Source organism: Corynebacterium sp. KPL2838, assembly GCF_040225455.1.
Lineage (GTDB): Bacteria > Actinomycetota > Actinomycetes > Mycobacteriales > Mycobacteriaceae > Corynebacterium > Corynebacterium rhinophilum.
In genome coordinates this window covers 1-19,793 of record NZ_JBEHFT010000019.1, presented here as the reverse complement: position 1 = coordinate 19,793, position 19,793 = coordinate 1, and the positions used below count along the sequence as shown (strand labels likewise).

Here is a 19,793-nt window from a genome sequence, read left to right as displayed (position 1 = left end):
GTTTGGTCCGTGTCCCTATTAGCTGTCAGCGGTTGTCCCCGGTGTCCGGTGGCAACACCCCCGGATTATGGAAATGTTCACGCAGATAAGCCATACCGGGCCCGGTGACCGCGCCCCGTGAGGGGCACCATCACGGTAACGGGGGTGAGGGGGGTAAGGTCAGTAAATTGAGCCTTGCGTAATGCGATAAGCATTGCCTAACCTAATACTGGTTCAGGTGGTGTTCCCGATCGGGAATCGGCAACGGAAGCGAGGCGGCGACGATGAACGGAAAACGTGGATCGACCGGAGAACCCCTCTCCGGAGGGGGAGCCGGGGACGCGGTGGCGTCGCAGACGGATGACGGGCGGTTGGTGCACGTCGCACCAGTCGCAGCGGGTGGCCGACCATCCACCCGCGACATGCTCGTCGCCGCCGCGATTGGCGTCGCGGGGTCTCTCATCATCGTGCCCCTGACTTACCTGCAGGTGTTTGCCGGCATCGCCCACGTTTATCTCGTCGCGGCGACGCTCGGGTTGTGGTTCCTGCAGTGCGTTGTTCCCCTCATCGTCGTCCGCAAGCCTGGCGCGAGCCTCATCGCATGCCTTGCCATGGGCGTCGTGTCCGCGGCGACCACCCCATTCGGCGTCGCCGCAATCGGGGCGCTGATTGTGGAAGGATTGCTCATCGAGCTTCCGTTCATGGTCACCCTGTACCGGCGGTGGACGCGTCCCCAGTTCGTGGCGTCGGCGATGTTGTTCTCCGCGCTGATGGGAACGATGGCCCCGCGCGCAGTCGGCGTCGACTCGCTGACCACGCCCATGGCCCTGATCAGCTTCGCCGTAGCCTTGGCATCGAGCCTGGTGTTTTTGGTCCTGGGCTTTGCCGTCGCAAAGGGGCTTCGCAGCCGCGGGGTCACCCGGTGACCGCCGGAGCACCCGCGTGCGCCGGTGCGACACGCGGGACGGCCCCGGCCCGGTTACGGGTTAGTGGCGCGGGCGTGCGGCATGCCGATGGGCGATGGGCACCCGACATGGTGGATCTCTCCTTCGATTTCGGCACGATCAACGCCATCACGGGACCCGTGGGATGCGGAAAGACGAGCCTGGCCCACCTTATCGCTGGACTGATCCCCTCGCACATCCCCATCGACCATGCCGGATTCGTGCACATCGTCGATGCCGACGGCACCGAACGCCCCGTGGACGGGGACCGGGTCACCTTCGTCGGGCAAGACCCGGCGACGCAGGTGCTCACGCTCCGAGTCGTCGATGACGTGTCCATGGCCCTCGAGTTTTCCCTCGTGGAAGCCGGCATCGTCGCCAAGCGATCAGCCGAGGCCCTATCGGAGCTCGGGCTGTCAGAGCTCGCGGAGAAGGATCCGTGGGCTTTGTCGGGTGGGCAACGCCAGCGGATGGCCATCGCCGGTGCGGTGGCCAGGGCGCCGGAGGTCATGATCTTCGACGAGCCCGCGGCCCACGTCGACGAGGACGGTCGCCGGTCGCTGTTCGCCGCCATCCGTGATTTGCGGGCCCCGGGTCGCGTCATCCTGCTCATCGAGCACGACCTCCGCCCGTTCGACGGGTGGGTCGACACGGTGACAATCCTCGATGCGGACGGGAGCGTCGCCGCGCACGGAGCGCCGGAGGGCATCGCGGTGAAGGGCATTGCGACGTCGGCCGCGACCGCCGGAGCGCCGGACGCCAGTACGCCGGGCACGGGGGCACCGGACCGTCTCAGTCCGGACCGGCGGCGAAGGCCCCGGGGAGCCGGGGATGGCGCCGATCCGGAATCGGAGGCGGACGCCGTTCCACTGCTGGCCTTGACCGGAGCCCATGTGGCCCGGGGCAGGGAGCGGATCCTGAACGGGGCCGATCTGACACTGGAACGGGGCGAGATCCATGCCTTGGTCGGCACCAACGGAGCCGGTAAGTCCACCTTGCTGGCGGTGCTGTCGGGCCAGATGAAGGCGGGAGCGGACCTCCGGATCGACGGCGAGCCAGCCCGGCGCGCCCCCGACGCCTTCGCGTCGTGGGCGTTCCAGAACCCCGAGCACCAGTTCACCCGCGCGACCGTCGCCGCGGAAATCGACTCCGCGCTGGCCGGCACGGACCCGCACGGGCCACTCGGCGCCGATGAGCTGCGGAAACTGCGGGAAGCCCTGTGCCCCCGGGCACTTGATCCCGTCTCGCCGTTCGTCCTGTCGGGCGGACAGAAAAGACGGTTGGGCATCTTCCTGGCGGTGGCGGCCAATCGCCGTTTGCTGCTTCTCGACGAGCCGTTGGCGCACCTGGATTCGCCGAGCTCGCGCATCGTGCTGGATGCGCTGGCGGAATACGCCGGGGCCGGCGGAACCGTTGTGTTCACGTGCCACGACCGCCGTGTCGCGCGAACGTGGGCGGATCGGGCGAGCATCGTCGCCGAAGGGAAGGTCGCCTGGTCCGGTCCCGCGACCGACGTGCCGGCTGCCCCGGAGTCGTCCCGGCGGGATCGCGCACTGCCCGCGGCCGGCGCACGGACGTCCGGGGACGAAAGCCCCTGGACCGGTGAATCCGACGCTCGGAGGCGCGCGGGGTTGAACGCCATCACGATCGTCGCGGCGGTGATGCTCGTCCTCGTCGCCGGGCTGCTCTCCGGCGGAGACGCCGTTCTCGCGCTGACGGGGGTTGCGTTCCTCGCACTCGCTGCGATCGCGGAACGCGACGTTCGGGCGACGGCGGGGAAGGTCCTCCTCGTCCTGTTGATCGGGGTGTTCTTCGGCCTGCTCGGGTGGCGCTCCGAGTTCTACGGCGGTGGGGATCCGGCGGAGGCCGTCCGCCACGGCATCCATCACGGACTGCTGCTGACGGCCGTGTTCGCGGGGACGGTCCTGGTCTCCGCGTGCATGCGCGTCGAGGAGCTTTTCGACGCCATGGTGCAACGCCTCCGGGTTCCCTACACATGGTGCACCATAGCGATTTCCGGGGTGAGCATCGCGGCGTTCCTGCGCAGCGAAATCCCCCATCTGACATGGGCGATTAGATTGCGCTCGATGCGACCGGGGCAGTCTTTCCGCTCCGGCTTCATTCGCGCGACGACGCCCGCGTGCATCGCCTTTCCCTTGTTCGTCAGCGCCGTGCGCTGCGCCGAAAAGCTGTCCCTGACCCTGGCGATGCGCAACTTCGGCCGTCATCCGCGGCGCACCTTCCGCACCGATCACCCCTGGCGAGTGCGTGACGGGTTCGCGGCCGCAGCGTCCGCCGCGGCCTTCGTCGCCGCCCTGGTGTCCGCAGTGACTTGACGGGCACCCGGAACCGGCGGGTCCCGGGCCCGCGAGCGTTTCCGAGCTTGTGCGGAGACGCGCCCCACCCAGTTGCTTCACCCTTTCAACCCTTCAGACACATCCTCCGGGTCACGCCATGCGGGCCCGGTCCGCCCGGCACCGGCATGGCGCCGACAACCGAAAGAGGTACCAATGAACACGATCCGGACCATCAGCGACGTGCTTCGGGACAAGGCCGATGAGACGAAAAAGGGGATCACCTTCGTCGAGAATCGGCGGGACGTCTTCGTCCCGTATGGCCGGGTCCACGCGGAGGCGGTGGCGGCTGCGACTCGGTTGGCTGAAGCCGGCATCGGCCCCGGCGATCGCGTGATCTTCCAAGTTTCGGAGAACCGCGGGCTCATCCGGGCGTTCTGGGGCTGCGTCTACGCCGGCGCGGTTCCGGCGCTTGCGCCGCCGGTGTCGGGCCCGGTTGACGTCGACAGGGTGCGGACGCTCTCGGACATGATGCCCGGGGCCCCGATCCTGGTCGACGAACGCAGTCACACGCTGCTCACCGGCGCAAACGGTGCCGTGGTCGTGGGCGAGGACCGGCTGCTCGACGTGTCCATCGTCAATGACGCTGCCGCGGAACCGGGTGCGGCGATGCCGGGTGATGCTGAATCGAACTTCTCTCAGGCGGGGGACGTGGATTCCGGGGATGGCGCCGGGGCGGTCCCCGCGTTCCCGGTGCGAGGTGGGACGGTCGGCGAAGCCCTCATCCAGTTTTCGTCCGGTTCCACGGGATCGCCAAAGGGCGTCATCGTAACCAACGAGTCCGTGCTGAACGGTCTGCGCGCGACGATCCCACGCCACGCGCACCGGTATGAGAACAAGATGCTCACGTGGCTGCCTTTGACCCACAACCTTTCGCTGATCGGTTTCCACGTCTACGCCCTTTTTCGTGGGTACGACCAGGTGTTGCTGCCGGTTTCCGAGGTGGTCGCCGATCCCCCGAGGTGGTTCGAGGCCGTGACCAGGCACCGGCCGACGGTGACAGTGTGCCCGAACTTCGCGTTCAAGCATTTCCTGCACCATCTCGAGCGCCGGCCCCTCGGGGATGACCACGGTTACGACTTCTCCAACGTCCAGAAGCTGATGAGCGGTTCTGAACCCATCGACGCTCCATTGGCCCGGAAGTTCCTCGCGGCGATGTCCGCCATGGGCCTCCGGGAGGATGCCCTGACCTCCGCCTACGGAATGTCCGAAGCTTGCCTCCTGGTTACGACCCGGGACATCTACTCGGGTCTGTCCACGGTGCGACTTGACCGGACGGGCATCGCCACGGGGCAGCGTTTCGAGGACATCGAGAGCGAGTCCGGAGCTGAGTTCGTCGCCTTGGGCAAGGCCGTCCCGGGGATCTCGTTGACCATCCGCGATGACGGGGGCGGGGTCCTCGGCGACGGCACCGTCGGTGAAATCCACATCGCCGGCGCTCCGATGACCCGAGCCGCGATCACAGCAGAGGGGATCGTGGAGCACGAGCTCACCGATGACGGGGCGTTCGCAACGGGGGACATGGGCATTCTCCGCGACGGCGAGTTGTTCGTCCTCGGCCGGAAGAAGGACATCATCTTCGTCAACGGCCGGAACTACTATTCGGCTGATTTGGAAGCCGTGCTGGAGAATGCGCTTGACCGCGATGTTGCCGTTCTCGGCCGGAGCAACCCAGCCACGGGCGAAGAGGAGATCGCCGTGTTCTTGGCCAGGCGGACCCCGACCGATCGTAAGGCCGACGATGCGACCGGTGCCGGGCGATCGGACGGGGATGAACCTCCGATCTCTGAACAGGCGGTGGCCCGGTCCGCGACGACCGAACTGATGCGCGTCGCCGGGGTGCCCGTCTCCCGGGTTCTGTGGGTCGACGAGCTGCCCGTCGCGTCGAACGGCAAGAAGCTCCGCCGCAAGCTCGAGGCTTTGCTCTGAGGAGATGACGATGACCAATGAAACGATCGCGCCGGCCGTCGCATCTACCGCCGTGGGAGGAGCTCGCACCGGGGACCGAGTCGCCCCCGAACGGCTGTCGGAGTCCATCGCCGACGCCATCGGCGTGCACCTGGATTCGGCGGACGTGAAACTCCGCGACCACATCCCGAACTCCCTGACTTTCCTCCAGATGCTGCTGGCGCTGGAGGACGAGTACGGGGTGACCATCGATTACGCGGCGATGGACCCCGGGGTCACGGTCGCTGATTTGGCGGCCGTCATCGACGCCGCCCGGGGTGGCGCTGATGCCGGATCTGCCGCAGGCGCCGCTGCCGGGGCCGACCCCGCTGTAGCGACGGGTGAGTCGGATGACGGCTGTGCCGGCAAAAATGGGGCCGGTCCCGCGGATGCGGTCCCGCTCAATCCAATCCAGACCGCCTACCTGCTCGGCGCGGACGAGGACATCGAGCTTGGCGGCCAAGCGACGTACATTTACGCGGAATCCCGGCACGACTATTCGTTGCCGCAGGTGGAGGAGGCCGTGCGGGTGGTCTTCGGGCGTCACGACGTACTGTTCCATCGGCTCGACGTCGATGCCGGGGTCTTGAGCCCGACCGGCGCGTGCCTCGCCACCGTCGAGGTAGTCGGGTCCGGCGACGATGTCGACGCGGCGGTGGGGGAGATCCGTCGGGACATGCGAACCGCGGCGCGATCGTCGAACGAGGACGGTCCCATGGTCGCCGCGAGGCTGCTCGCAGATGCGGGCGGGTGCAGGATGTTCATCTACTTCAACATGATCGTCATGGATGCGGGTTCGGTGTACCTGTTCTTCGACGAGCTCGAATCTCTGCTGGCCGGGGAGCCGCCGGCTCCGGCTTCCAAATATGGGGATGCCCTGGCGGCAATCTCTGCGCGCCGGCGCGAAGGGAAACGGGCCGAGGACCTCGCCTATTGGGAGAAGAAGGCCGCAGATCTGCCGCGGCGCCCGGAGTTCCCGGCGGCCGTGAGGGGTGACGACGATTGGTCGACCCGGCGCTTGGGCACGGTGCTCGACGCGGAGATCACCGCCAAGCTCGGCGAACGGGCCCGCCGCATTGGAGTTACCCTGTCGTCGCTGGTAATGGCCGTCAACGCCGCCGTCGTCTGCAGGTGGCTGCCCGAATCGGCGTTGACGGTCAACGTGACTGTCAGCGAACGCAGCGGCCTCGCCGCGGGCACGAGGGTGATGGGAGATTTCACTTCATCGATGCTCATCGGCGTCGACGCCGGGAGAGCTGCGACCATCGACGGGTTGGCGGAGGCGATCGACCTGGACATCCGTGAAGGGCTGTCCCACCGCGGCGTTTCCGGTGTGGAGGTGCTACAGCGATTCCTCCGGGACGCGGCCAATCAGACCCAGGCCACTGCTCCGGTGGTGTTCACCAGCTACCTCGGCGGCGAGCGGGGCAGCGGGCGCAGCCCGGTCATCGAACGCATCTACACGCAAACCGCGCAGGTGTGCCTCGACATCCAAGTGATGCCGGCATCGGGCGGGATGACGTTGTCGTGGGACGTGGTCGACGATTACTTCCCTGCGGCAGATGCGATGTTCGGGGTCGTTGCGGAGGCCCTGGACGTGGTGGCGGAGGGGGGAGAGGCTCTGCCCATCCGTCATGCGGAGACGGAGGGGGCCGTCGCCCGCTACAACGACGCTGCGGGCCCGATCCACGATGACACCCTGGTTTCGCTTGTCGAAGCCGCATACGCGGCGACTCCGGACGCGCCGGCCGTGCGCCTCGCCGCCCGGGGCATCTCGTACACCTACGCCGAGGTCTGGGCCCGGGCCGGACGCATCGCCCGCCATCTCTCAGATTCCGGCGTCGGGGCGGGGGACGCGGTGATCGTGCGCTACACCAAGCATCCCGACGACATCGTTAACATGGTCGGCGCATTGCGTGCGGGAGCCGCATTCGTCCCCGTCGACGCGGGCATGCCGGCCCAGCGACAGGAATACGTCGTGGAAGCCTCAGGTGCGTCGGGCCCGATTCTGGACACCGGCGTGATCGATGAACTGGACCAAAGCGGAGTGGCGGGCGTCGGCAAGCCCGCAGCCGCGGAAGTCTGCGACCGCGCGGGCAGCGCGGGTGCGCACCCTTCGCTTGGCACTGCCCCTGACGACCTTGCCTACGTAATCTTCACCTCGGGGACGACGGGCCGGCCAAAGGGTGTGCGAATCAGTCACCGCAACTGCATCAACACCATCCTCGACGTGAACCGGCGGTATGGGGTCACCTCCGCCGATCGCATCATCGGATTGTCGTCGCTGGGATTCGACCTGTCGGTCTACGACGTGTTCGGGGCGTTCGCGGCAGGCGCGACGGTGACGATGGTCAGAGACGAGCGCGACGCCGATGAAATCCTCGACGTCTTGCGGGAAGAGCGGGTCACGCTGTGGAACTCCGCGCCCGCCCTTTTGGAGCTCGCCCTGGTCCGGGCGGCGGACGACGACGTGTTCCCGGATGTGCGCACCGTATTGCTCAGCGGCGATCGCATCGCAGCGGGGCTTCCGGCGCGGGCCATGGACATGTTCCCGAACGCGTCGATCAATAGCCTCGGCGGTGCGACCGAAGGAAGCATTTGGTCCATCCACTGCCCGCTGCTACGCGACAGCCTGGAAAACCGCATTCCCTACGGGTACCCGCTGGCGAACCAGGGCATCCACGTGCTCGCGCCCGACGGGGTGCATTGCCCCGTCGGCGTGCCGGGGGAAATCCACATCAGCGGTCTCGGCGTCGCGCAGGGGTATGCGGCCGATCCGGAGCGGACCGCTGCCGCCTTCGGGGATGTCCCAGGCATCGGGCGCTGCTACCGGACCGGAGACGTGGGCATCTTCAACGCGGAGGGTTTCGTGGAATTTCTCGGCCGCCGCGATCGTCAGGTGAAAATCGCGGGCTTCCGCGTCGAACTCGGAGAAATCGAATCGGTCCTCGAGCGGTCCGGCCTGGTGACCGCGTCGATGGCGGCGGTCGTCGAATCGGGCGGTCGGGGACTCCTGGCGTGCCTTTACGTTCCGGCGGACGACATGACCGGCTCGCGGGATGCCGTCCGGGCCGAGCTCGCCCGCTGCTTGCCAGCGTACATGGTACCGACGGTCCTGCTGCCCGTGGCGCACCTGCCCGTCACCGTCAACGGGAAACTGGATCAGGAGGAAATTCGTAGGCACGTCGGTGCCGCGGGCGGCGGGGCAACGGCCGATGGCGAGGTCGCCGGGGCGGAGGCCGGAGCCGCGGGCGCGGCTGGTTCCGTCGCCGCCCCCGGGGCGATCGAGTTGGTGTCCGGAGTCTTCGACGAGATCCTCGGGGAAGCCCCGTCGACGAGTGGGGCGGATCCGGCGTGCGGCGCGGGAGAGTCCTTCTTCCGCCGTGGCGGCGATTCTCTGCAATTCCAGGTTATGATGCGCGCGATCCGGCAGAAGACGGGCGTCCGGCTCCGTTTCCGCGACGTCATCGCCGACCCGACCATCGCGCACATCGCCGGCCTTGTCTCGGAGGCCATGCGGGAGTCCGGTGCCGAGTCTGAAGCCGTCGCCGAGGCAGTGTCTTCCCTCGATTGTGCCGGCGGTGCCGGTTCAGCCGCAGGAGGTGCCCGAGAATCCTCCGCGAGTGCCCACGGGAAGGATCCGGTGGAACAATTCGGGGACGACCCCCACGCGCCGTTCCCCCTGACCGACATGCAGAAGGCCTACTACGTCGGCCGGAACTCCGGGTTCGAGCTGGGCGGCGTCACCGAGCACTACTACATCGAATCCGTCACCGAACCCGGTACCGACATCGACCGCCTGGAGGACGCCCTCGACAACCTCATCCGCAGGCATCCGATGCTGCGCGTCGTGTTCACCGCACAAGCCGCGCAGCGGATTCTGCCGGAGGTTCCGCGCTACCGCATTGCCGTCGCCGACTACCGGGCCGCCGATGAGGCGACCGTGGTCGAGGCGGTGCGGCGCAAGCGCGATGAGCTGAGCCACCAGGTATTCGATCTGGGCAGCTGGCCCTTGTTTCATCTGTCGGCGTTCGCGCTCCCGGACGGGAGGCACCGCCTGTTCTTCAGCGTGGACATGATCATCGGAGACGGGGCGAGCCAACGGATTTTCATCGACGACCTGGACAAGCTGTACCGGGGAACGGAGCTTCCGCCCGTCACCGGCGACTACCGCACGTACGTCTTGGAGATGAAGCGCCGGGAGGCTTCGGCGGTCGGGCGTGGCGATGAGACGTTGACTCGGACGGTGGTCGAGGACTTCCCGCCCGGCAACACCCTTCCATCAATCGGTGCGGCCGCGGACGTGGATGTGCCGCGGATGCGTCGCCTGTCGCACACGTTCACCGCTGAGGAAACCGCACTGTTGCGGGAACGGGCCAGCGCCGCCGACGGCAGCGTGTCCGCACTGCTTCTCGCCTGCTATGCGACGAGCCTGTCGCTGTGGTCGAGGGGGGATTCGGTCGGCATCAACATCACCACGTACAACCGTGATCCCGAAATCGCCGACTTCGCCGGCGTCTTCGGTGATTTCACCGGCGTCATTCTGATGCCGGTGAAAGCGGCCGCCGACTATGAGCTCCGTTGGTGGACGGCGGAACTGCGCGACCGGCTGCTCGGGCACATGGCGGCCGGGTACTCCGGGGTGTCGTTGCTCGGCGCCATCGCGCGCCACCGGGGTCTGCCCGTCGGACAGGCCATCGCGCCGTTCGTGTACACCTCGTTGCTGTTCGGCGAGGGTTCCGCGGCAGGCGATGGCTCGGGTAGGGATGCCCACGTCCTGGGTGACGTCGATTACGCCATCTCCCAGACCCCGCAGGTGCTGTTGGACAACCAAGTGATGGAGGTCGGCGGGCGTATCAACGTCGCCTGGGATTTCGTCGAGCAGATCCTGGAACCGGAACTGGTGGAGGACATCTTCGACCACTACATCAGGTCGGTGTCGGGCTTCGCCGGGGGCTGCCCCGAAGCGGCGCCGCTGAGCGTCGGCCAGGTTCGGCGCCTGCGCCTGGCGGTCGGGGGCACTTCTTCCAGCGGTGGGGCGATCGGCGACGGCGTCGCGGGCGCGTCATCGGCGGAGCGCGACAGGTCGGGCTCGATCTCGAGGATCGCATCCGGGGACCTGATGGGCCGAGTTCGCGAATACCTGACGGTCATCACCGGGATGGTCCGGGCCGACCTAGGCGGCGCTGAAGCCGGCGCGGACGACGACCTGTTCCTCCTCGGCTACGACTCCCTGGGATTCGTGAATCTGATGCAGCGGATCCAGGACATCACCGGGGCGTCGGTACCGCTCGCGGAAGCGCTGGCCAAGCCGACGCCACGTGGCGTGGCCGAGCTCGTCGGCCAGTCGACGGCCACGCCGACCGACCGGCGGGACGTGGATGACCCCGGCGCGTCGGCCGCGGACCATTCGCTGGTCCTATTGCGCAGCGGCGATGAGGCGCGCCCGATCTTCCTCGTCCACGGCGGATTCGGCACCGTCGACATCTACCGAGACCTGGCCCTCGCGATCCCCGGTGGCGGGCAGGTGTGGGGCGTCGGCTTCGCGGAGTTCGAGAGACCATTCCCCCACGCCATCGGCATCGGCGACATCGCGGCCCACTACTCGGGCCGGGTCCGCGAGGTGCTCGTCGACGGTGCCGCCCCGGCGATCGTCGGATGGAGCCTCGGCGGCACCATCGCGGCCGAGATGGTGCTCCGTTTGGCCGATCTTGATCCCGCGCTGGTGTTTCTCGACAGCCTGGCTCCGGGGATCGCGGTCGACGTCGGGGATTTCGGCGCGGAATCCGAAAAGGGGCTGCTGTCCCGGGTGGTGCCCTCGATCGCCGATCTCCCGCACGGAACGCCGGTTGCCCGCCTCTGGGCGGAGTTCGGCGGGGTCGACGAGACCGACGGGGAACGGGGGGCCCGTTTGCGTGCCCTGGCCGCAGCGGTCGCACCGACGCTCCTGGAGGACCTTGGGCTTTCCGGCGACCGGGTGACGGCGACGGAGTTCAACTCGCTGCGCTCGCTCATCGATGCCCGCACCCGGTACCGGCCCGGGGGGCGGGTGAGGGAGGCGCTGTTCGTTCTCCCCGATGACGGCGAGGCTCACAACCACGACCAGTGGCGGGATCACCTCGTCGATGACCTCTGCGTCGCCGGCGTCGCGGGAAACCACTATTCGTTCGTCCTCGGAGAGGATGCCGCGTTGACCGGGGCCCTCATCGGGGAGTACATCGAACGCCGGCGCCGGGCGCCGGAAACGGACGACAGGGCAGCGGACCCGTCGTCCGAAGGAATCGACCGGTCGCGGGACCGGGGAAACGAGATGGAAAATGACTGACCGACGAAACGGCGGGGAAGCACGGGACCGCGACGCGGGCGAACCCGTGAAAGTGCTGGTGGCCGGAGGTACCGGCGTCACCGGACGGCTCGTCCGGGGGATGCTCGGCGTCGTCGACGGGATTGAGCTGGCCTACACTTCCCGGCAGAAGCCAGACGATGGCCCGGGGCGGCACTTCCCGCTGAGGATCGCCGCCGGCCACAACGAGATCTGCAGGGTCTTCCGAAAACACGATTGGGTGGTCAACTGCACCGGCCCGTTCGAGGTGAACGCAGACTCACTCGCCCGTGCTTGCATCGACTCAGGTACCGGGTACATCGACGTCAACGATTCGATCGACGCCCGCCGCGCAATCATGGCCCTCGACGGGGATGCCCGGCGGGAGGGGGTTCCCGTGCTCACCGGGTTCGGCCTGTGCCCGGGCTTGTCGACGGCATTGTTGATTCTCGGGGCCCGCGCTGCGGGGGTCGAAGAGGTCCGCGATGTGCGGGTCGATCTGCGAATCGGCGCCGACCAGGAATCCGGGGCCGCGTCGGTCGAGTCGATGTTCCGGACCATTCGCGGCGGATACCGCGCAATGCTCGGCGGCGCCATTGTCGAAGTGCGGCGCAACCCGGTGTCGTCGCAAAGCGGAATCGGCTATGAATGCCCGGACATCGACGTCGTACGCGAGGTGTGCCCCTCGATCCGCGGCTATTCCTACCACGTCGCCTTCGATGCTCTCCCCGATGAGTCGGTGGAGAAGATCTGCACGTCGAGACTGTACGCGATGCCCGTTGTCTCCGGTCTGCTCGCCCGTCTCGGGGCGGCCGTGACATCGCGGAAGGCGCGGGTGAAGGGCACTCCGCAACCCGCCGAGCTGGTCGTCGCACTGTCGTCCGCCGGCGCGGGCGATGCGGGGCCGACGGCCGAGACGACCGTCGTCCGGGCGACCGGCCCGGGTTCCTACAAAATGACCGCGGCGATTGCTGCCGCCACCGTTGTGGCGGTCGCGGGGAAGCCGGTCGCGCCGGGGTGCCGGGATCTCGTCGGCCACCCCCGGCTCCTCGAACCGGTCCTCGCCTTCGCCCGCGATGCGGGCATCCATATCGAGGTGCCGCATGACAACTCGACCACGGGGCCGCTGCCGACAGCGGCCCACTGCGATACCAAAGAAAAGGGGAAACGATGAAGGAACAAGCTGAACGAGGTGCGGCGATCGTCGTCCGCGACCTCACGAAGAGCTACCCGATTGCGGGCAATGCGGGCACCCCGCCCGAAGGCGGGGCAGGTGCCCCGCCGGACGGCGGGCGCAAGGGAAAGCGCGGCGCCCGGATGCGCAAGCATGTGCTCGACGGCGTGAGTTTTACCGTGCCCGCCGGGGCGATCGTGTCGTTCCTCGGCCACAACGGTGCAGGCAAGACCACCCTCATCCGAATCCTGTCGACGCTCATCACCGCCGACTCCGGCGAGGTGAGCATCTTCTCGCGCGATGTGAAAGAGGACCTGGCGGGCGTGCGCGCCGACATTGCCACCACCGGCCAATTCGCGGCGATCGACGAGAACCTCACCGGCCGGGAGAACCTGGAGTTCTTCGGGCGGCTGCGCGGACTCGACCGCGCCGCCGCGGCCGCCCGCGCGACGGAACTGCTCGCGCAATTCTCGCTCGCGGACAGTGCCTCGACGCTGGCGTCGGCCTATTCGGGTGGCATGCGGCGCCGTCTCGACATCGCCGCGTCGCTGTGCGTCGTGCCCAGGCTGCTGTTCCTCGACGAACCCACGACGGGGCTGGACCCTGTCAGCCGCGAAGAGCTGTGGGGCTTCATCCGGCAACTGCGCGACGACGGAATGACCCTGGTGCTGACCACCCAGTACCTGGAAGAGGCGGAGGCGCTGGCCGACCACGTCCATCTGCTCAAGGATCGCCGCATCGTCGCCAGCGGAACGCCGGAGGAATTGCGCCGCGACTTCGGGTCGCACGTGCTCCGCGTGTCCTTCGCCACCGCCGCCGAGGCGGAGGCGTTCGCCCGCTGCCTCGGGGGAACGTGCCTAGACGGCGCCCGCGTCGCGGGGAAGTCGGTGTCCCTCGACGTCGACCCCGGACCGCGGGTCCTCGAGGCGGCGGCGCAGGCGATGGAGGCCTCGGAAGCGTCGCCGGATTCGCTGAGCGTGTCGTCGCCCACCCTCAACGAGGTGTTCATATCGATGAACGCGGGGGGTGCGGCGCGATGAGTGCGACGTCGGTCGCGGCGTTTCTCCGTCGGGATCTGCTGCTGTTGCGACGCAACACCGCGTCGCTGATCTCCATGTTCGTAGTTCCGCCGCTCTTCCTGCTGTGCCTGTACGCGGTGTTTGGATACTCGGCGGGGCAATCCGGCTTCGGGTACCTGCGTTTCGTGCTCGGCGGCTGCCTGTTCCAGGCGGCGATGTTCACCGCCGCGGCGTCGGCGATGGCGGTGGGACAGGACGTCGAATCCGGGCTCGTTGACCGCGTGCGCGTGTTGCCCGGGGCCACAGGCGGCTATGTCGCCGGCAGGCTCGCCACCGATGTGCTGCGGATGTCCGCGTCGATCGCGGCGCTGCTGGTCGTCGCGTGGGCCTGCGGCCTCGACATGGCTGTCGGTGACGTCGCGTGGACTGTCCTGTGGTCGCTGCTCGCCGCGGCGGTCCTGTCCCTGGTCACGGACGGGGTGATCCTGATGGTGCCCGCCCCGGTGTCGACGGCCTCATCGATCCAGGCGCTGGAAATGCTGCTGCTCATGTTCTCCACCGCGTTCATTCCGGCGACCGCTTTGGACGGCTCCCTGCGCGACGTCGTACGTCACATGCCGTTTTCGCCGATGATCGAGGTGATCAGGGCGGCGTCCCCGGACGCCTTCCCGGATAGCGCCGGGGAAGAGGCAGCCCTGTGGCTCGGTGTCGCGGTGGTCGCCGGAATCGTCCTGTTCATCCGCCGGTTCACCTCGAGGAGCGAATCATGATCGGCGCCATCTTCGTGCATCTGCGGCGCATCGCCCACATTTGGCTGCGGCGCCCCGACTTCTGGTTCATGACGTTCATTGCTCCGCTCGTGTACCTGTTCATCGTCAACCGCATGTTCGGTGGCCTGGTCAGGCAGCTCACCGGAGAGTTCGAACTCCGGAACGCGGTCATCCTGGTCGTGACGGCGTGGGCGTTCATCCTGGCCATCACGGGATCGTCCACCGTGTTCGTTGAACGCAGCAATGGCTTCCACGAGCGGTTAATCACCATGCCGTCACCGTACGCGGCCGTGTCGGCCGCACGGATCATTGCCGAGTTCATCCGGATCATGGCGATGACGGCCGTCGTCGCGGCGGTGGCCGCCTTGCTTTCCGACGGCCCCCCGGAGGTGTCCTGGTGGTGGAGGATCGCGGTGACCGGGGCGATGGTTGCCGCGGCGGCCGCATGCACCGGCACGTACATCGCGTTCTCCATCACCAGCCCCCAGGGGTCCGTGGCCCTCATCCCGTTAATCATCGTTGCGATGTTCGTCAACACGGTGCTCATGCCCGCCGACCACTTCCGTCCCCTCCTGCGCGGAATCGCCGGGCACACCCCCGTATCCGCGGCAGGCGAGGCCGTCAACGGCACCGGGGCTGCGGGTCTGGTGGTCTGCGCGGCCTGGTTCTTAGGCATCGCCGTGCTCGCGGCGTGGGGCATCGCCGTGAAAACGAGGCCGGGGGAGTCTGCATGACGGGCACGTCCACTGGAGCGGCGCCGCCGACGACGGCCCGCGAACCCGAGCACCTAACCCGAAACTGCCGCGTGGACGCGGCCCACACACCCCGGAGACAGAACCAGATGAAGTCGATTGCCCAGATCGTCCAGAACAACCGCAGACTCCTCGCGGCCTACGAGGACAAGGTCCAGCCGAGGTTCCTCAGCCGCTATGCGCGTGAACCGATGGACGCCGCCGCCGTGTATCGGAAGCTCCGTGCGCTGGATCCCGGGCCGGATGCGCCGGCCCGGGTTCTCGACCTCGGTTGCGGAACCGGGTGGCTCGCCCGCATGCTCGCCGCCGAGCCTCGCTATCGCAGGGCGAACATCGTCGGCTACGACCTGTCGCCCAATGCGATCCGCATCGCCCGCGAACGCGCCGCCGTCGAAAGGCTCGGGGCCCGGACGGAATTCCACGTCGCCGACGTCCTCGCGCCGCTCGCGGGAGAGCCCGGCAGGACCGATGAAATCTGGGTGTGCGGCGCGCTCCACCAAATGAAGGATGCGGGTGCCGCGCTCGGCAGGGTCGCCGGTCTGCTCGCCGACGGCGGCATCGCTTACGTGCAGACGTTCGCCGAGGATCCCGACGTGAACGAGCGGGTCGACATGGCCGTCATGGCGAAGATGGGCCACCGGGTGTTCCGGGGCAGCGAGCTCGAGGACCTCGCCGAAGCCAACGGGCTGAAGCTGGGCGGAGCCTCACACGCCGGCATGGTGTACTTCTGCACTCTCACGAAGAAAAGCGCGATCGGGGAGGCGGGCAAGTGAGCGCCGTGGACGGGACCGTAGGCCCGTGGTCGCTGCTCGCCCCGATCCGGACGCGGATGCGTGCGGTGGTCGCGTTATCCGTCCTGTCGTCGGTGGCTACCGTCGCTTCGCTGGTCGGCATCATCGACATCGCGATGACGTACCCGGAGGCCCCGGAGCATCGGACGTGGTTGGCCGTGGCTGTCATCGTCGTCGCCGCAACGGTGCGCATGGCCGCGGACGGCGCCGCCGGCATGCTCTCGCACCGGGCGGATAACGACCTGCAGCTCCACCTCCGGCGCCGGCTGGTCGCCCAAATCCGGAAGTTGCCGCTGGGCTGGCTGGACGCCCGGCGCTCGTCGGGAATCATCGGGTCGGTTGAGAAGGACGTCGCGGCTGTCCACCAGCTCATGGGCCACACCGTCGGTGAGACCGTGGTGGCGGTGCTGGTTCCCCTGCTTTCCCTCATCGCGCTCGTCGCGGTGGATTGGCGGATCGCGGCGGTGGCGATCGTCCCGGTGCTGGTCACCTTCGCCCTGATGGGCGTGATGATTTCGCGCGGAGCCGGTCTTCAGCGCGACTACGAGCGAGCCTCCGAAGGAGTGACGGCCGCGGTCATCGAGTTGGTGCGCGGTATCCCGGTGATGAAGTCCTTCGGACGCGCCAACCAGGGCGCGGGTCGCTACGATGCCGCGGCGTTGTCGTTCGTCCGCGCGTGGTCCGCCTGGTCCCGGCAGTCGAACATCTATCTCGGGTTCATCGACGTGGTGACGTCCCCGATCACAGTTCTCGCAGTGGTGTGCTGGGCCGGCCTCGCTCTGAGGGACGCCGCGGGCGGCATACCGGAGGGTCTCGTCGCCGGGCTGGTTCTCAGCCTTGGACTCTCCGCGGCGATCGTGCGGGTGGCCATGAACTCCGAACCCATCATCGCGGGGATTGCCGCCCTGAAGTCCATCGCGGAGGTGCTGGGCACGCCGCCAATCGCCGAGCCCGCCGATCCGGTGCCCGTGCGCGGAGGCGCGCTCGAGGTCCGGAACCTGGTCTTCTCCTACGGCGATGGGCCGCGGGTCCTCGACGGGATGTCCGCGACGTTCGAACCGGGGACCCTCACTGCGCTGGTGGGGTCCTCCGGTTCCGGAAAGTCCACCGTCGCCCGGCTGTTGGCGCGTTTCCACGACCCCGTTGAAGGCTCGGTGCTGCTGGGCGGCGCCGATCTTCGCGACATCGCCGTGCGCGACGTGCACCGCTCGGTGTCGGTGGTGTTCCAAGATCCGCAGTTGCTCACGCTGCCGTTGCGGGAGAACATCCGGCTGGCCAGGAGAGACGCCACCGACGGCGAAATCATGGCGGCCGCGAAGCTCGCGAACCTCGATGCGGTCATCGCGGCGCTGCCGAAGCGTCTGGATTCGGTGGTCAACGTCGACGTGACCTTTTCCGGCGGTGAGGCGCAGCGCGTGGCCATCGCGAGGTCGATCGTCACGGACGCGCCGGTGCTCATCTTCGATGAGGCAACCGCTTATGCGGATCCGGCTTCCGAGGCCCTCATCCAGTCCGCAATCGAGCGTTTGGCCCGTTCGCGGACGGTGATTGTGATCGCGCACAGGTTGAGCACGATCCGCAACGCCGACCGCATCCTCGTTCTCGATGGGGGAGCGGTCGCGGAGGCGGGTACCCACGACGAGTTGCTTGCGCGCGGTGGCCGCTACCGGGATTTGTGGCGCGCGTTCGCGCTCGACGACGAACCATCCGCTCCGCGGGGCACTGAATCAGACGATGAAAAGGCGGGGAACCGATGATTCGGGACTTGTGGTCGATGACGGATCGGCGCTCGAGAATGACGCTGGCGTGGCTCATTGCGTTGGCCGCGCTTGCCTCGCTGGCCCAGGGAGCGGCGTTCGTCGCGCTGCTGCCGCTGCTGTCGGCTCTGGCCGAGGGAGATGATGCGACGGCGTGGCGTTTCACCGGCGTCATCGCCGGCCTCGCGGTCGCCCATGCGGTGCTGTCCCTCGCCGCGGGGACGGTCGGCAGGGCGAATTCCGCAGCGGTGCTGTCGTCCCTGCTGCGTTCCCTGGGCAAACGCGTGCTGACGTTGCCACTCGGGTACGTCACCAAGTCCACGGCCGGCCGCTTTTCGGAGATGGCGTCGTCGGGTATCGCGTTCGCGGCGTCCGTGCCGCACGTGATCCTGCGGCCCGTCATCGCCGCGGTGGTTGCGCCGACCGTCATCGCCTTCGGAATTCTGGCGGTGGATTGGCGCGTCGGTTTGGTTCTCGTCGCGTCGGCGCCGGTGCTCTTCTTCGCCTACCGGGCCATTGGCCGGGTCGGCGGGGAGTCGGACGAAGCGCATGCTGACGCCGTCGCTGCCGTCTCCGGCAGGCTGATCGAGTTCACCCGCTGCCAGCAGGCGATTCGCGCCGCGAGCGACGGTTCGGCGGCGGACGCGATGGTGGATGAGGCGATCCGGGCCCAACACGATACGTTCGCGAAGGCGACGTCGACGCAGGGGGCGGCCATCGGACGGTTGAGTTCGGTCGTCCATGCGGTGTTCACGGCGGCGGTAATCGTCGCCGTAGCAGTCGCCGCGACGGGCGGGATGGCGCCGGCGCAGTTGGCGCCAATGCTCATCGTGGTCGTCCAGTTCACCGGACCGATCACCACGGCGGGAGCGTTGTCCGGCGGTTTCGGTGCGGGCCGCAACACGTTGGCTGCGTTGCGTGACCTGCGGGCGATCCCCGCCCTTCCCGAACCGACCGCACCGGAGCTGCCCAACGGGCATGACGTGGAGTTCCGCGGCGTGAGCTTCGGGTACGGGGATAAGAAGGTTCTCGACGGCGTCAGCTTCCGTGCACCTCAGGGAGCGCTGGTTGCTGTAGTGGGACCGTCGGGGGCGGGCAAGACGACGGTCATGCGGCTGCTGTCGCGTTTTCATGATCCGGACTCGGGGGAGATCCTCATCGGCGGGGTGCCCTTGCCTCGGATCGGCACCGACGGCGTGAACTCGCTGGTGACCCCGGTGTTCCAGGAGACGTTCCTTTTCGACGCGTCCGTGCGGGACAACGTGGTCTTCGCCGACCCCGAATTCGGTTCCGGGCCCGGTGACGGGGACCGCTTGCGCGAGGCCGCTCGGCGTTCCGGGGTGGACCGCATCGTGGAGCTGCTGCCTTCCGGGTGGGATACCCCGGTGGGGGAGGAGGGGACGCTGCTGTCGGGAGGCGAGCGGCAGCGCCTCGCCATCGCCCGGGCGCTTCTGAAGGATTCCCCGGTGGTGCTTCTCGACGAGCCGACGTCCTCGCTGGATGCGGCCACTGAGCGGGCGATCGTCGGCACGATGGAGGCGTTGCGCGGCGATCGCACCGTGATCGTCGTCGCCCATCGCCTGCACACCGTCCGCGATGCCGACCTCATCGTCGTGCTTTCGGAGGACGGGACGGTCGCAGAACGGGGCACGCACGATGAATTGCTGGCGAAGGGCGGCCGCTACGCCGAGTCGTGGGCGTGTCGGACGGGGAGCTCCTCGGGCGCCTGATCCTCATCACCTGGTCGATGCCCTCACGGGCCGCCCTGCCGCAGCTTCCCGAATCCCACCGCCAGGCGCTCGGTGGGCAGAGCGAAACCGCCGACGAAAACGCCGAGCAGCACGAACACCGACGAGCTGTAAGGCTGAAGCTTCCTAGAAAGCGAAAATAGCCCCATTACGTTGTTTGCAGTTCCGCTTGAGGTTACCCAGGATTCGTAACTCTGCCCCTGTGCAGGGGCAGGTTATGTTTGTCTGCGTTCCTT

At 67.9% G+C, this 19,793-nt stretch carries 11 protein-coding genes; all 11 read left to right on the top strand.

Annotated elements, in window-relative coordinates:
* The first annotated feature begins 401 nt into the window (after positions 1-401).
* Positions 402-905, top strand: coding sequence for an ECF transporter S component (locus tag ABRP98_RS07610; RefSeq protein WP_284819571.1), 504 nt, complete (start codon positions 402-404; stop codon positions 903-905).
* Between the two features lie 107 nt (positions 906-1,012).
* Positions 1,013-3,259 carry an ATP-binding cassette domain-containing protein gene (locus ABRP98_RS11805; RefSeq protein WP_284854085.1) on the top strand — a complete coding sequence of 749 codons (2,247 nt, stop codon included), beginning with the start codon at positions 1,013-1,015 and terminating at the stop codon, positions 3,257-3,259.
* A 174-nt stretch (positions 3,260-3,433) separates the two neighbouring features.
* A complete protein-coding gene (locus tag ABRP98_RS07600; protein ID WP_349858430.1) occupies positions 3,434-5,206 on the top strand; it encodes an AMP-binding protein in 1,773 nt (590 codons plus the stop codon).
* A 10-nt stretch (positions 5,207-5,216) separates the two neighbouring features.
* Complete coding sequence (locus ABRP98_RS07595) at positions 5,217-11,549, top strand: non-ribosomal peptide synthetase (protein ID WP_349858428.1); 6,333 nt, start codon at positions 5,217-5,219, stop codon at positions 11,547-11,549.
* On the top strand, positions 11,542-12,720 hold the full coding sequence (locus tag ABRP98_RS07590; protein WP_349858426.1) for a saccharopine dehydrogenase: 1,179 nt from the start codon (positions 11,542-11,544) through the stop codon (positions 12,718-12,720). The genes ABRP98_RS07595 and ABRP98_RS07590 overlap by 8 nt, the downstream gene beginning before the upstream one ends.
* On the top strand, positions 12,717-13,760 hold the full coding sequence (locus ABRP98_RS07585; protein WP_349858424.1) for an ABC transporter ATP-binding protein: 1,044 nt from the start codon (positions 12,717-12,719) through the stop codon (positions 13,758-13,760). The genes ABRP98_RS07590 and ABRP98_RS07585 overlap by 4 nt, the downstream gene beginning before the upstream one ends.
* Positions 13,757-14,509: an ABC transporter permease gene (locus ABRP98_RS07580; RefSeq protein ID WP_005510617.1), complete on the top strand. Its 753-nt coding sequence runs from the start codon at positions 13,757-13,759 to the stop codon at positions 14,507-14,509. Before ABRP98_RS07585 ends, ABRP98_RS07580 begins: the two co-directional genes overlap by 4 nt.
* Positions 14,506-15,243 carry an ABC transporter permease gene (locus ABRP98_RS07575; protein ID WP_284771093.1) on the top strand — a complete coding sequence of 246 codons (738 nt, stop codon included), beginning with the start codon at positions 14,506-14,508 and terminating at the stop codon, positions 15,241-15,243. Before ABRP98_RS07580 ends, ABRP98_RS07575 begins: the two co-directional genes overlap by 4 nt.
* Positions 15,244-15,350: 107 nt before the next feature.
* The gene (locus ABRP98_RS07570; RefSeq protein WP_284771094.1) at positions 15,351-16,034 is read left to right on the top strand and encodes a class I SAM-dependent methyltransferase; all 684 of its coding nucleotides are present in this window, start codon (positions 15,351-15,353) and stop codon (positions 16,032-16,034) included.
* Positions 16,031-17,809, top strand: a complete 1,779-nt coding sequence (locus ABRP98_RS07565) for an ABC transporter ATP-binding protein (RefSeq protein ID WP_284783413.1) — start codon at positions 16,031-16,033, stop codon at positions 17,807-17,809. Before ABRP98_RS07570 ends, ABRP98_RS07565 begins: the two co-directional genes overlap by 4 nt.
* Positions 17,810-17,847: 38 nt before the next feature.
* The gene (locus ABRP98_RS07560) at positions 17,848-19,539 is read left to right on the top strand and encodes an ABC transporter ATP-binding protein (protein ID WP_349858421.1); all 1,692 of its coding nucleotides are present in this window, start codon (positions 17,848-17,850) and stop codon (positions 19,537-19,539) included.
* The last annotated feature ends 254 nt before the right edge of the window (positions 19,540-19,793 follow it).